Source organism: Rhizobium sp. Leaf341 (assembly GCF_001424325.1).
Lineage (GTDB): Bacteria > Pseudomonadota > Alphaproteobacteria > Rhizobiales > Rhizobiaceae > Ferranicluibacter.
On sequence record NZ_LMPE01000016.1, the window covers coordinates 64316 to 64553 of the forward strand.

A 238-nucleotide genomic window follows, 5' to 3' on the forward strand; every position below is an offset into this window, starting at 1 on the left:
TTTGCGGCTAAAACCCCTCCCCTTGTACTTTGGTGTCTGGCTTTAACGGCTTCGCGCATCGCGTTGATCGAGCTTCCAAAAAGCTGAACTGAGACGACGTTTTTTTTCCACAGGTTCCGCCATTTTTGCGCTTGCCTCCGGTCAATCCGCAGCCTATAAGCCGGCCACCAGCGAATGCGCCCTTCGTCTATCGGTTAGGACACCAGATTTTCATTCTGGGAAGAGGGGTTCGACTCCC